The organism is Melioribacteraceae bacterium, from assembly GCA_019638015.1.
Classification (GTDB): domain Bacteria; phylum Bacteroidota; class Ignavibacteria; order Ignavibacteriales; family Melioribacteraceae; genus JAHBUP01.
The window spans coordinates 942,162-955,885 of the sequence record JAHBUP010000001.1 but is presented as its reverse complement, the minus strand read 5'-3'; the positions used below and the strand labels follow the sequence as shown (position 1 = coordinate 955,885).

Genomic DNA, 13,724 nt, shown 5'->3' with positions numbered 1-13,724 from the left:
GTGATAGTTAACTTCTTTTTTAATTAATGGATTATAAATCGAATCTAATTCCTAGATCTGCGGTCCAGCCAAAATATTCCTCCCTAGTTGAAAAAGTTTGACTCCCCAGGAAAGCCTTCTCAGGCAAATTGGAGAGATTATTCATATTAAATGTCAGTGCAATCTTTGGGATAAGTTTATACTGTAATGCTAAATCCCATCTCACAAAATCATCAGTGAATCCATCCAATTCATAACGGGTACCAATTGTTTGAAGTGCGTTGCCCTGATATACCATAGAAATTCTTCCAGAAAATTTTCCTTTTTCATATCCCAATGTGAAGTTAGCTAAGTGATTAGCCTGCCCAGGCATTCTCGCATCCCTTGCGGTATCAATAAATGTAAAATTAAATGGGGGAAGTGGATTTCTTGGACCAACTTTTAAAAATGGGAAATATGTTTTTGAATGTATGTATGAATAATTTGCCGAAAGCACTATACCATCAAATGGACTTGGTAAAAACCGCAAGTTAGTCTGAGCTTCGAATTCAATTCCATACACTTCGGTTTCATACTTTGAATTCTCTGGTTTAGTAAGAATAAAACCAAGTGTTGAACCGGGCTCAGTTACTCTGCTTACTCTAATATATTCGATGTCGGTTAGTTTTTTGTAGTAACCGCCCAGAGTAAATAATCCATAATTTCCATAAAAGGAGAAGAAGATATCATAGTTCCAAACTTTTGTATGTTTTAAGTAGGGTTCTCCTCTTTCAACAGTTCCATCGAAATAACTTATTCTTTCCCATGGCACAAGATTAAAATAATCGGGTCTCGCTAATGATTTCGTAATCGCGATTCTTGTATCAAACCAGTCGGTGAATTTGTATCGAACATGAATCATGGGAAGAAGTTCATTGTATGAAACAGTTCCAACAGTATCGGTTGCACCTTCTAGAGTTACTATACCTCTTTCATCAACCCTGGCTTGACCAAATTGACTTTTGTAATCGGTAGTAGTTCTTTCAAACCGAAATCCGGGAAGAATCATTAATTGAGGGCCCAAATTTATTTCAGTCATTGCATATAATGCAGCAATAGCTTCGCCAGCAGAATAATCCTCTAAATCCCTTCCAAAGTTTCGGGTGTAATCTGCCCAATAAGTATTCATAAAATTATCAAGCTTCTCACGGCTTAAAGCTTTGCCCGGACCAAAAACATATTTTCCGTTTAAGAATTCACCAATATCATAATCGGGATCGTAGAAATTATTTATTTTGATATAACCTTCGTTTGTTAAATTGAATTGATTTGGGTTGTTCTTACCAATTTGATCAATTTTAAAAGCGAGCGTCATATATTCTTCTTTATCAAGACTTCTATTTTTATCTCTATACTTCGCGCCAACTTTAATATTACCGCTTATATCGTTAGAAAGAGCATACGGAATGGTAGCGTCAACTTGAGCTGTAAAATCTCTATCTCTTGTTTTTTCTTTATTAAAGAAATCCTGGTAAAATCTGGTTTGGTCTAGATTGTTTTTTGCACCAAGCGGAATAATTTCTGGGCCTTTATCTGTAACGAGCGTACCAAAAAAAGCGCCTGCTTCTCTGAACTGCGAATCATGCATGTACGGCATATTATATTGGGAGGAAGAATAAGATCCCTGCCATTCCAATTTCATGAAACTGAGGTTATGTTTTCCACTAAGTGAATTTGTGAACAGGTCAATATTAATCTCTCTTCCTCTAAGCCAATATTCAACATAAGCGGCATCAACACGATATCTTTTTCTATTTCTTAATTCATCTCTTTCAGTTCTGCCATATAAACTGCTAAATAGAATTTCACCGTTACCAAGATCATAATCTAAAACAACGCTGGCACCATATCTGTCTCTCGTTTCAACTCTATCACCCAAGTTCAGATTTTCGACAGTAATGCGTGCACTTTTTTCTCCAGGCAGTGCTTCTCTGGCAAATAGATAAGAAGCGTCCAATAAATCGGAACCGCGATTAGCTCTCTGTACACTGCCGGTAGCAACTACTCCAAGTTTATTATCAAAATATCTATTGCTTAAGGTCGTGCTTCCTCTATAGTTTGCGTAGTCATTTTCCTGGTTATTATAGGTACCCTGGAGTCGAATATTCGTATTAAAACCAGCTGGTGCTTTTTTAATTTCAAAATTTACTTTGCCGCCAACAGCATCACCATCTTGATCCGGGGTTAAAGCTTTAAATACCTCAATACCCGCCAGCATATCAGAAGATATCATACTCAAATCAACTGATCTGTTTTGAGGATCCGTTGATGGAATTCTTTGTCCATTAACGGTTACAGAATTAAATTTGGCGGCTAATCCTCTAACTATAACTTTTGTGCCTTCACCGGCATCCCTTTCAACCGAAATTCCAGGAAGTCGTCCAACCGACTCAGCCGCATTTTGATCCGGTAATTCCTGAATCTTATCCTTCGAAACAACATTGATAATTGTGTTAGATGATATTTGTTGATTAATCGCCGCCGCCTGTCCTTGAAGCTGTCCGGTAACTACAACTTCTTGACCTACAATTACCTTTGGACTTAGTTTCACATCTACAGATACGGTTCTGCCAGAAATAATATTTACCCAAACGCTATCAGTTTCATATCCAATGTACATGTAGAGGATCAGATTCCTACCTTCGGGAAGTTTAATCAATCTATATTTTCCTTCCCTATCGGTTGTAGTTCCAATCGAGGTTCCGCCAACAATTATATTGGCACCTAAAAGTGGTGAGCCATCGGTTGCATCGGAAATTACTCCGGCCACGTTTCCCGATTGTGCAAATGACTTATTAGTTAATAGAATCGTGAGGAGAATTATTATAAAGAATGATAGAAGTGATTTACTGTGTTTCATTAAATCCTCCAAAATAAAAGCAGTTAAAAGAGACGTTGTGTATTGATTATTTAAATCATAATTGTTTAATTTAGCATACTTGGTATACCATCTGACTGCAACCTAAGGCAATTTATTTTTGAAGTCAAGAAGAATCGGGTTACAGAAATAATATTTGTAACAAGAAAAAATTTTTATTCTCTTTTTATTTATTCATTTTAGAACTCAAATTCGGAGGAAAGTATGAAATCATTAAAAAAACTAAGAATATGGCATGTTGGTAATTGGTGTGTGCATACAGGACAGCGCTACGTTGAATCCCCTTTTCAAGCACCATCAAAGGGAGTAGAAATTCTAAATTACGCCAAGCCCTTAATTGACGCATTGAGAGAAATCGAAAATGCTGAAGTGATTTCTGAGCCATCATGGGAATTATATAACATGTCTCCCGAACAATTTAATGAAAGATTAGATTGGGCAACATCAATTATACTTGCCGATGTGGAAACAAAATGTTTGATGCTGCACCCCGATTTTTTTACAAGAGCAAAGTGGGGAGAAAAACCTGTTACATTTCCGGACCGCTTTGATCTATTGAAAAAATGGATTGCCAAAGGAGGACATTTTCATATGAATGGTGGTTGGTACAGTTTTACAGGAGAACTTGGAAAAGGGGGATGGAGAAGAAGTAGATTACATGATGTCTTTCCGGTAGAATGTTTAGAGTATGATGATCTGATTGAATCAACCGATGGTTATGAAGTTAGATGTAATGTTCCAGAACATCCAATTGTACAAGGAATTGATTGGTCAACAATTCCACCACTTTTAGGATTTAACGAGACAAAATTTCGTGATGATGCTGTAAGTTTAGTAGATGTTAGAAATGGAAATAGTTGGCATCCCCTCTTAGCAATGCGCAATTTTGAAAATGGAATTATGAGTGCTTGGATGACCGGAGCTAGTCCACACTGGGGAATAAATTTTATGAAGTGGAAATATTATAGCCAATTCTGGAAGCAGGTATTTACTCAAATAAATAAGAAATAAACGAAGTTACTAGAGAGATAACATGCAACTACAAAATGTGGACTGGTTTTTTATAATTGGCTTTTTTGTCATTACGACTATTGTTGGAGTATGGGTTACAAAACGGGCGGGGCAAAATTCTACCGAATTTTTTCTTTCTGGGAGAAATATGCCCTGGTACTTGCTGGGCTTTTCGATGGTGGCAACCACCTTCTCAATCGATACTCCAAATCTGGTAACAGATATTGTTCGGCAAAATGGAATTTCAGGCAATTGGGTATGGTGGTCATTTTTATTAACCGGGTTGCTCACCGTTTTTGTCTACGCTAAACTTTGGCGCCGGTCAAATGTATTAACCGATGTGGAATTTTATGAAATACGATATAGCGGTAAATCTGCTGCATTCCTTCGTGGATTTAGAGCACTTTACCTGGGAGTTTTTTTTAATGTAGCTATAATGGCGTCTGTTACTTTAGCGGCTGTGAAAGTTGGAACTGTAATGCTCAATATGACACCCCTTGAAATTATTTTAATAGCGGGGACTGTTACTGTAATATATAGTTCACTTGGTGGATTTCTTGGTGTACTTTTAACGGATTTTGTGCTATTCATTGCGGCTCTCACCGGTTCAATAATTGCGGCTTATGTTGCGGTAAATCTTCCACAAATTGGGGGCTTATCAAAACTACTCTCAGATCCGAATGTTGCAGACAAGTTATCACTTCTCCCAAATTTTAATAATTATGAAACTGCGCTAATAGTATTCATTATTCCACTCACTGTTCAATGGTGGAGTGTTTGGTATCCCGGTTCTGAGCCCGGAGGAGGCGGATATATTGCTCAAAGAATGCTAGCGGCAAAAAATGAAAAACATGCAATGGGGGCAACACTATTTTTTAATTTTGCTCATTACGCAATTAGACCCTGGCCATGGATTATTGTCGCGCTTTCTTCAATAATTGCTTTCCCATCATTAGAATCAATTCAACATGCATTTCCAAATGTTGACCCAAATATTATTCGTCATGATATGGCATATCCGGCAATGCTTACCTTCCTACCAACCGGTGTTCTCGGTTTTGTGATTGCTTCATTAATCGCGGCTTATATGTCAACAATGTCAACCAGCCTTAATTGGGGATCTTCTTATGTAGTTAATGATTTTTATAAACGATTTGTTAAACCTGATTCAACTGAAAAACATCTGGTTTTGATCGGAAGACTTTCTACTGTATTAATGATGGTGCTTGCAAGTATTTTTGCATTATATATGCAGAGCGCGTTAAGTGCTTTCAATATTCTGCTTCAGATTGGTGCGGGAACAGGACTACTATTTATTCTTCGATGGTTCTGGTGGAGAATAAATGCTTTCAGCGAAATAACCGCAATGATTGTTTCCTTTTTGGTAGCTATATTTTTCCTAATTCTTTCTAGTTATCATAATTCTCAAATTGAATTATTGATTGCATCCGGATTAGATCGCGCCGATGCCATTCAAAAAATTGGTCCACTTAAATCCTATGAAGAATTAATTATCGGTGTAAGTATCACCACCATCTCATGGATAATTGCTACATTATTAACAAAACCAACTAGCACCGAAAAATTAATTAGTTTTTACAAGCTTGTGCACCCCGGCGGAAAAGGATGGGATAAAATAACTTCAATAATGAAAGAGGAAGATAAAAATTACAACTCATCATTTAGCAAATCATATATTTCAGAAGGAATTCTTGGAATGGTTGTGGGATGCATAGGAATTTACAGCTTATTGTTTGCTATTGGTAATTGGCTCTACTCGCAATATATCCTTGCAACAGTCTTAAGTATTGTTGCGGTGGTATGTTCATTTTTAATATTCAAAATCTGGAGTAAGCTTCACACTGAATAAACATTATTTCTATCTATAGGAATTATTATTTATTATGACATCAAAAGAAAGAATTAAAGCGGCAATGGATTTAATGCCTGTTGATAAAACTCCACTGATGTGCCAATTCAGTATTGGGCATATGCTGTTGCAATTAAAAGTATCGCCTGCCGAGTTTTGGTTTGATCCGAATGTATTTGGTGATGGACTAATTAAAATGCGTGAGATGTATGATTTTGATGGAATACTTGTAAGTCTTCATGGTCATAATCCAATTTGGAAAAATGAAGTCTCAAAAATTTATTCTACTAACGACGGTGAAATTGTGGAATGGAAAAATGGAGATAAGACCCTCTGCCCCTATAACGATCTTCCCTATTACCAATATTTGGAACCGAAAGAAAAATTAGATATCGATAATCTTAATATGGAAAGTTTGCCCACTGAATTGTGTTATATCCCAGTATCTCAAAATCTCCATTTTAACATTATGAAGGAAGATAAATTTCTCTCCATTGAAAGAGTTGTGCAAAAAGTTGGAAATGATTATTCCATTCATGGTGAAATCACCTCCCCGTTTGATTACTTTCTTGATTTAATTGGAACGCAGGAAGGATTAATGGCTCTTCTGGTAAATCCCGATAATTGTAAATTAGTTTTATCTCACTACACTCAATTAATAAAAAAATTAGCTGTTGAAATGTGCTCAACTGGAATTGATGCAATTAAAATTTCATCCCCATTCGCCGGGTCAAGTTTTATTTCACCATCCGATTATGAAGAGTTTGTTTTGCCTTATGAAAAGGAAATTGCTGAAGCAATTAGAGGTAAAGGCATTCATGTTTATACTCATACTTGCGGTTCAATTAATGACCGGCTGGAATTGATGTTTGATGCCGGGATTAGCGGGATTGAATGTTTAGACCCACCTCCTATTGGAAATGTTGAACTCGAAGACGCAATATCAAGAATAAAACACAAAGGTTTCATTAAAGGAAATATTGATTCAGTGAATTTATTATTGAGAGGAAGTAAAGAAGAAATTATCATTGATGCGGAAAAACGAATTAGACTTGGGGCAGAATCGGGCGGTTTTATATTAAGTACCGCGTGTTCAATTGCTCCAGAAGTAAGCCGTGAAAATATTTTGTTATTAAGAGAAGTTGTTGATAAAGTTCATTCATAAATTAAATGTGAATGAGTTTTGTGAATTCTCTTATAGCTAAATAAATCAACCAGTCCTTTCAAAAAGAATTGGGTTTAATGGAGAATTAATAATTTCTCCAACAACCGCTCCCGGACACCAGGTTTCCCAATCCAACTTTTGCGCATCATATTCCGGTTCTTTCAATAACATATTCTTATCCATATAGATAATTGTCATAACCTTTCTTGTTTGATTGCTGCTATTGGCGCCGGCTCTATGAAACACCCATCCCGAATGATAACTTACCTCACCAATATCAAAGGGTTCAATGATATGGGGAAAATTATTAATTCTGAGTTTTTCTTTTAAACTAATTTCACTTTCATCGCTTATCGATAATTCGCGGCCTGAGAGTAATTTGTGACTTCCTGCGCTAAACTCGAGAGGACCCAAATTTAAAGGTGTATTTTGAAGAGGAATCCATGCGGTTATTGTTCTATCAGTTTCTAAAGGCCAGTAATGTTGATCGGCATGCCATGGAGTAATACCGCCGCCTGCTTCTTTGAACAATGCCTGATCATGATATAATCTAACCCCATCAACCTCCATTAGTTCAGTTGCTATTTGAGCTAGTCTTCTGCTGAAGATGAGTTCTTTAATTTGTTCATCTTCACACCATAGATTTGCTAACTGCAGAAATGCCTTTCCATAAGTATCCCGCTGAGCCAAAGGTATATCTATTTTTTTAAGAGCATCTACTCTCATCGAAATAATTTTATTATAATATTCGATCACTTCTACCGACAGCACTTCTTTCAATTTTATGAATGAATTTTCTCTATAGAAATCAATTTGCTTTTGAGTAAGTGGATAAGTTTTTTCAAGAATACTGCTTTGCATTTCAAAATCCTTTCGATTATCGATAATTATTTTTTGAATAATAATTAAATTAATTGTGACATGCACTCTTATTTAGATAAAGAGTAACAAAAATTTTCATGACAAGAAATTATTTGACTTGTTGGCTATGAAAGTATAGACAAAAACGCAATTATTAAATAAAGATAAGTGAGAGGAGAAAGATTACCAATTGCGCCGTTAGTCCAAGGATAAATGTTGATGATGAAAATACTTTTAAACTCTTATTCACCTCAATATTCGAAAATTTGGTAACCACCCAAAAATAGCTGTCGTTTGTGTGTGAAAATATCATTGAACCGGCACCCATTGAGAGTACTACAAAAATTAATCCCATCTCGGAAGCAAGTTGAAGTTCGGCAAGCATCGGCAGCACAATTGATGAGGTAGTAATAATGGAAACTGTTGAAGAGCCCTGCGCGGTCTTGAGTCCCGCCGCAATTAAAAATGGAATAAATATTCCCAAATTAGAAAATGACAAGTATTCTCCTATTACTGATCCGATACCGGTAGTTTTAAGAACTGAACCGAAAGCACCTCCGGCGGCTGTAATAAGTAATATTACTCCTGCAGTTTTTATTGCATCTTCAATTACTGAATGGATTGAGGAAATTTTAAATTTTGGATTGACAAATAGACAAGTAAAAAGTCCAATCAAAAGAGCAATAGAAGGATCACCAATAAAAAGGAATAGATCTGTAAATAATCCAGATGATTTTGGATTGTACATAGTTAAGACAGATTTAATTGCAATAAGCATTATTGGAAGAATCACAGGTAATAATGATAAGAATGGATTCGGCAATTCCTTCGCGTCGTATATTTGAGCATCACTATCACTAGCATTTTCCGTCTCATTAATATTTTTCCCAATAAACTTAACCCAGAAATATGTAACTGTAAGAGTTATAGCGGCAATTCCCAATCCAATAAGCATAAGCTTTCCGATCGAAGCGCCAATTATTCCCGCTGCCGCTGTCGCACCGGGATGAGGTGGGATTAAACAATGCACGGAATATAAACTTACGCCGAGCAGTGAGCCCATTATTGTCATAGATTTTTTTGTTCTTTGTGCAACCGATTTATTTAGTGAACTCAATACAATAAATCCCGAATCGCAAAAAATTGGAATTCCAAAAACAAACCCCGTAATAGTCATCGCGAGCGGTGCGTTTTTATCTCCAACTTTTCGTAAAATAAATTCAGCAATACTGTAAGCTGCGCCAGTTTTTTCAAGCATAATTCCTAATGTTGTACCGAAAACAATTACCAACCCAATTGAAGCTAAAGTGTTTCCAAATCCTTCTTTAATTGATTGAATGACTTTTTCGGTTGGGAGTCCGGCAATAATACCAACTCCAATTGCGGTTAATATTAAAACAAAAAATGCGTTAACCTTAAGCTTAGCGGTAAAAAATATTATAGCGGCAATGCTTAAAATAAAAACTGCTATTAGAATCATATCATTGTTCATAAGTTATGTACCGGACAAAAAGTGTTGAAGAATTATTTTTAATAATTGAATATAATTAAGCATCACTGTATTTCACCATTTTTTTGTGAAAAATAATATTGTATTGGAAAAAAGATAGAACCAACGGTGCAGATATTATAAACTCACCAGGCTTTCTGTCATCAATTTCTTTGATAATACTCTTCTATTTTCAATAATTTAGTTGTAATAATTTGCCGGGTAAATAATGAATCGCATAATTCAGGTAGCGGGAATAATTGACGCCGAAGAAGCTCTAATGCTTATGGGCCTCGGGATTGAATATCTTGGATTTCCATTAAGACTCCCGGTCAATAAGGAAGATCTCTCCGAGGAAGAAGCCGTTGAAGTTATTAAAGAAATCAAATCCCCTCACAAAGCTGTGCTAATTACCTACTTAAATAATGCCGATGAAATAATTGCATTCTGTAATAAATTAAATGTGGAAGTTGTCCAGCTTCATGGAATGATTGAAAGAGTGGAATTGCAAAAATTAAAATCAGTCCGACCCGATATCGAAGTGATTAAAAGCCTTATAGTAAAACAAAATAATTTTTCAGAACTGGAAGAGATTGTTACAACATTATCCCCTTGGATTGATATGTACATCACAGATACTTTTGATCCATCAACCGGAGCTTCAGGTGCAACAGGAAAAACACACGATTGGAAGATCAGCAGACAGTTGATTCAATTATCACCGAAACCCGTAATTCTTGCCGGGGGATTAAATCCTGCAAATGTAAAGCGGGCAATTCTTGAGACTAATCCGGCAGGAGTTGATGTGCACACCGGAATTGAGGGAGAGGATGGGAGAAAAGATTTGGAGCGCACGAAGAAATTTATCGCAGAATGTAATGAAGCATTCAATCAATTATAATAATAAATAAAAAAACTTCGAGCAGAAATTATTATTCCGCTCGAAGTTCAATATTCAAAAAGAAAATTCCTCAACAACTATTCAACAATCTTAGCGTTTTCCATTTCTTGGGCAATTCTTGGTACTTTTAGAATATGTTTTACAATTAAGTGAATTGCCTGCGAAGATAGGGCTACCGATCTGCTCTTCTCTGTTGTATTTATAAAGTCATTAGATAATCCTTCCATATTTCCGTCATGAATAATTCCAACATATTCAGATTTAGAATTTACAATCGGGCTTCCCGAACTTCCTCCCGCGGTATCAAATGTACCAACAAAATTATTTTGAGCAGAAAGATCAATTTCCTTGTAAGCATCAACCCATCTTTTCGGTAAATCCCATGGCCATTGTTTCTGATGTGAGAAATATCTGTCATACAAACCAAAAAATGTTGTAACCGGAGGAGCAATTGTTCCGTTGTATTCATATCCAGATAGCACAGCGTCAGTAATTCTCAAAGTACCTGTTGCATCGGGAGCTAAAGTGGTTCCAAACAAATCAAAAATTGCTAATCCAAGTTGATCATCCAAAACAGTTTCAGTATTTGCAATCTCTTCCGCTTCACTTTGATATTTTAACCGTAGATCTCTTGTTTCCAAATAATAGTTTATGAAATCATCTTTGTAATTAAGAATTTCCTCTGGATTACCTTTGGCGAGAGAAACCACAAAATTTTTATCGGCTAACTTGCTACCGGCAATTAATTTATCAGCCGCACTATCACTGCTTAATTCACCAAAATATTTTTTAACCAATTCATGTTCCTTTCCAAGGTTTAGAATTATAAAATCGATTAGCATTGATAATTTTTTCAACTCAAGAGGAATATCAACCGATTCAGGTAAATTAGTTAATGATTGATTTAACCGGTCACCTCTCATTTCTGCCGGTCTATTTTCCTCGGGTAATTTTGCCGCATATGCTAATTCAATTAAATCATACGCTCGTGAGAAGAATATTGAGTTATTAAGTCTGGCAAAAGCCGCTCTTTCTCCTGCATTCTTAGCCAATTCTCTTCTGGATTCGGTTATTGCATTCCAAATATGTCCATACTTTTTTTGTTTCACCGGATCTTTTGCAACTAACGATTTTATATGCTCTTCAAATGATTTTTTTCTTGCCATTAAATAGGGATCAGATAAATTTTCGATAAATCCGGTTAATCGTTTACCACTATTGGCGGGACCAAATTGCAATCCTCTATAAATATCTGCCTTCTCCGGATAAAGTTTCATCATCTCATTATAAATTTTTATCAACGCATTATTTTGAAATGTACTGTTTCGGTAAACAATATCGCGGTTGTATTCTAATTGTGAAATTGTCTTTAATCGGTTTGTTCTTCCGGGATAACCAAGGGCGAACAATACCTCATTAATTTCAGGACCATTTAAATCCATTTTAAAATAGTTTTTTGTTTTCAATGGTTTTCCATTGTCATCATAAACTCGCAGAACAGCAAAGTCAGAATTATATCTTGGATAAGTGTAATTATCGGGATCACCTCCATACAAGCCAACAATACGTTCAACAAAAATTACAGCTCGAACATCTGTAAATCTTTTATAGCCATATAACGAATACTTCCCTCCGTTAAAAAGAGAAGTTACCTGGCAAGTTAAGCCGGTTTCTTTATTGTACTTATCGGTTATCTCTTTAATTTTTGCGTTTTTTAATTCAACTTTTTCTTTATCAGATTTTCCTTGAGCAACTGCATCCACTATTTCATCAGTGACATCAACAATAAGTTGAAGTTGAGAGACAAACAAGTTTGGTACTTTTCTCTCCTCTTCCATAGTCATTGCCTGGAAACCATCGCGAGGAATATTTTCCCCTTCTCTTTGAATGCGGGAAGCAATAAAGTCAACACAGTGATGATTGGTGAGCAATAGCCCATCTTCCGAGATGAATCCGGACGAACATCCATTTCCGAAACGGGGAGAACCTAACCGCGCGTTTTCCAGCCATTCGCCGCTTGGTTTAAAGTTATAAGTTTTTTCAAAATAGTCTAACGGTGCAAATTCGAATGTCCACATTTTCCCCAAATCATACTGCTGAAATTTTACTGTATCCGGATCGAACTTATTCTGAGCATAAAGTTGAACACTTGAAATTACTATCAGCAGAATAAAGAGGGAGAGAATTTTTTTGTAGTTTTGATATAGCATGATTCACCTTAATTTTTATTAGTAATTATAAAAAGTTTTTACTGACCTATTAATTATTTACTCAACTCAAATGAGTCGAATAGTTTTCCGGTTACAGTGTAAGATTTATATTCCAACTTGTCATTTTTAATTGTAATTATCTGATATAACTGGATTTTCTCCCCTTTAATTTTCATTAAGTCAAGATGTTTAGAATTAAGGTCATAATATTTTGAACCGCTCACCGAATTAACATATACTGTTCCTTTTTCCTCATCCTTCACAATTTGATTATTATATAATTTATAACTCCTCCCATAATTGTGATCGTGCCCCTGAAGTACAAGATCGACCGAATATTTATCGATCAAACTTAAAAACGCATTTCTATTTTTCTCTCCATCTCTCTCAAGCCCCGTAGAATAAAGCGGCTGATGAATTGCCACGATTGTCCATCTATTAGGATTATTTGCTAAAATACTATCCATCCAAGTTGACTGCTCATTCAATTTTTCATTTCCATTCAGCATTATAAACCTGGTTCCCTGATAATCAAAATAAAACGATGTCTCTTCTAAACCTGCGGGGCCATTTTCTGGTAATGTAAAATGAGACCTCCAAAACGGAGTAAGTTCTCTTTTGGTGATATCACCAATTTTTGTTGCGGGATATTCATGATTACCGGGGAGCATTGTAAATGGAATTGTTGTAGGGATAAATCCTAAAGCATAATAATATTCATACCAAAGGCTATCATATTTTGGAGATGTAATTAAATCCCCTACAAAAAGCCAAAAATCGGCATTTGGGGATTTCTTAAATGCTTCACGAAAAATGCGAGAACAAAAAGTTTTTAAATCATTTTGAGGATCCCCCAAATAGACAAATGTGAATGGTGCCTCCTCCCCTTTTGCGGTTTTAAATTGTGCCCACTCACTCCAGATTGAATCATGCCCAACAGAATAATTATAAGTTGTATTTGGTAGAAGATTATTGATCACCGCCGAATAATGGAAAACATAATTAGAATTATCGAGCTGAACCTTTTCAATGCGTGGTTTAATTGAAGTAATAGCTTCCTTAAAACTAACTCCATCTTCAGCAATAACATACTTCACTTCAGAATTGGAGTACTCATTAATTGTTCTCCAGGTTACAGCTATACTAGTGGCAGGAGAATCAGTAACATTAAGAATAATTCTTTGAGGTACTTTATCAATACCATAATGCTGTGCTACCGACAAACTAACAACAAAAAACATAAAAAGAATAAAAGTGATTTTCTTCATCGCAATTCCATTTATACTTGTTAAAAAGAAAATGTAATTAAAATCTTGTATGA

9 protein-coding genes are annotated in these 13,724 nt (G+C 35.7%); 4 read left to right on the top strand and 5 right to left on the bottom strand.

Annotation, left to right across the window (positions count from 1 at the left end; translation table 11 throughout):
- Nucleotides 1-31: 31 nt before the first annotated feature.
- Complete coding sequence (locus tag KF816_03780) at nt 32-2,878, bottom strand: TonB-dependent receptor (protein ID MBX3007130.1); 2,847 nt, start codon at nt 2,876-2,878, stop codon at nt 32-34.
- Nucleotides 2,879-3,100: 222 nt separating this feature from the next.
- Between KF816_03780 and KF816_03775 the strand changes: the two genes are divergently transcribed.
- Genes KF816_03775 through KF816_03765 form a run of 3 tightly spaced genes read left to right on the top strand, consistent with a single transcriptional unit; the run spans nt 3,101 to nt 6,942 of the window.
- Nucleotides 3,101-3,907 carry a hypothetical protein gene (locus KF816_03775; protein MBX3007129.1) on the top strand — a complete coding sequence of 269 codons (807 nt, stop codon included), beginning with the start codon at nt 3,101-3,103 and terminating at the stop codon, nt 3,905-3,907.
- Between the two features lie 22 nt (nt 3,908-3,929).
- Complete coding sequence (locus KF816_03770) at nt 3,930-5,777, top strand: Na+:solute symporter (protein MBX3007128.1); 1,848 nt, start codon at nt 3,930-3,932, stop codon at nt 5,775-5,777.
- 34 nt (nt 5,778-5,811) lie between these two features.
- On the top strand, nt 5,812-6,942 hold the full coding sequence (locus KF816_03765) for a hypothetical protein (GenBank protein ID MBX3007127.1): 1,131 nt from the start codon (nt 5,812-5,814) through the stop codon (nt 6,940-6,942).
- Between the two features lie 45 nt (nt 6,943-6,987).
- Here KF816_03765 and KF816_03760 read toward each other — a convergent pair whose 3' ends face one another.
- Nucleotides 6,988-7,803 carry a phytanoyl-CoA dioxygenase family protein gene (locus tag KF816_03760; protein ID MBX3007126.1) on the bottom strand — a complete coding sequence of 272 codons (816 nt, stop codon included), beginning with the start codon at nt 7,801-7,803 and terminating at the stop codon, nt 6,988-6,990.
- Nucleotides 7,804-7,957: 154 nt separating this feature from the next.
- On the bottom strand, nt 7,958-9,295 hold the full coding sequence (locus KF816_03755; protein MBX3007125.1) for a GntP family permease: 1,338 nt from the start codon (nt 9,293-9,295) through the stop codon (nt 7,958-7,960).
- Nucleotides 9,296-9,521: 226 nt separating this feature from the next.
- Between KF816_03755 and KF816_03750 the strand changes: the two genes are divergently transcribed.
- Nucleotides 9,522-10,193 (top strand): phosphoribosylanthranilate isomerase, encoded by a 672-nt coding sequence (locus KF816_03750; GenBank protein MBX3007124.1) that lies wholly within the window; start codon nt 9,522-9,524, stop codon nt 10,191-10,193.
- Between the two features lie 77 nt (nt 10,194-10,270).
- Here the strand turns inward: KF816_03750 and KF816_03745 are convergent, their stop codons facing one another.
- The gene (locus KF816_03745; protein MBX3007123.1) at nt 10,271-12,403 is read right to left on the bottom strand and encodes a S46 family peptidase; all 2,133 of its coding nucleotides are present in this window, start codon (nt 12,401-12,403) and stop codon (nt 10,271-10,273) included.
- A 53-nt stretch (nt 12,404-12,456) separates the two neighbouring features.
- On the bottom strand, nt 12,457-13,671 hold the full coding sequence (locus tag KF816_03740) for a metallophosphoesterase family protein (GenBank protein ID MBX3007122.1): 1,215 nt from the start codon (nt 13,669-13,671) through the stop codon (nt 12,457-12,459).
- Nucleotides 13,672-13,724 lie beyond the last annotated feature (53 nt).